The sequence below is a fragment of the Leucobacter sp. M11 genome (genome assembly GCF_035726885.1).
Taxonomy (GTDB): domain Bacteria; phylum Actinomycetota; class Actinomycetes; order Actinomycetales; family Microbacteriaceae; genus JAPFRB01.
In genome coordinates this window covers 1-277 of record NZ_JAPFRB010000018.1, presented here as the reverse complement: position 1 = coordinate 277, position 277 = coordinate 1, and the positions used below count along the sequence as shown (strand labels likewise).

General features: G+C 48.4%; 1 protein-coding gene. It reads left to right on the top strand.

The window, feature by feature from the left end; translation table 11 throughout:
- Nucleotides 1–16 precede the first annotated feature (16 nt).
- Nucleotides 17–277 (top strand): response regulator (locus OOT08_RS18830; RefSeq protein WP_325094434.1); only part of this gene is annotated, 261 nt, incomplete at its 3' end.

The window sequence follows — 277 nt, the reverse complement described above, 5'->3', positions numbered from 1 at the left end:
AGGGTATCTCCGCAGTCTGGGAGCAACAGTCAAGGAGGCTGACAGTGTGAAAAGTGGGCTAATGGCTATTGCAGAAAGCCCTCCTGACCTCTTATTGTGTGATTTACTCCTGCCTGACCGGAGGGGTATGGAACTTATTGAACGTTTGCATCTCGAAAGGTGCCGTTTTCCCGTTCTTGTTCTCTCCTCCACTGAAGAGATCAACGATATTGCACAAGCAATGCGACTAGGTGTTTATGATCTCCTGCTCAAGCCAATGGAGAGTATGGAGCAGTTA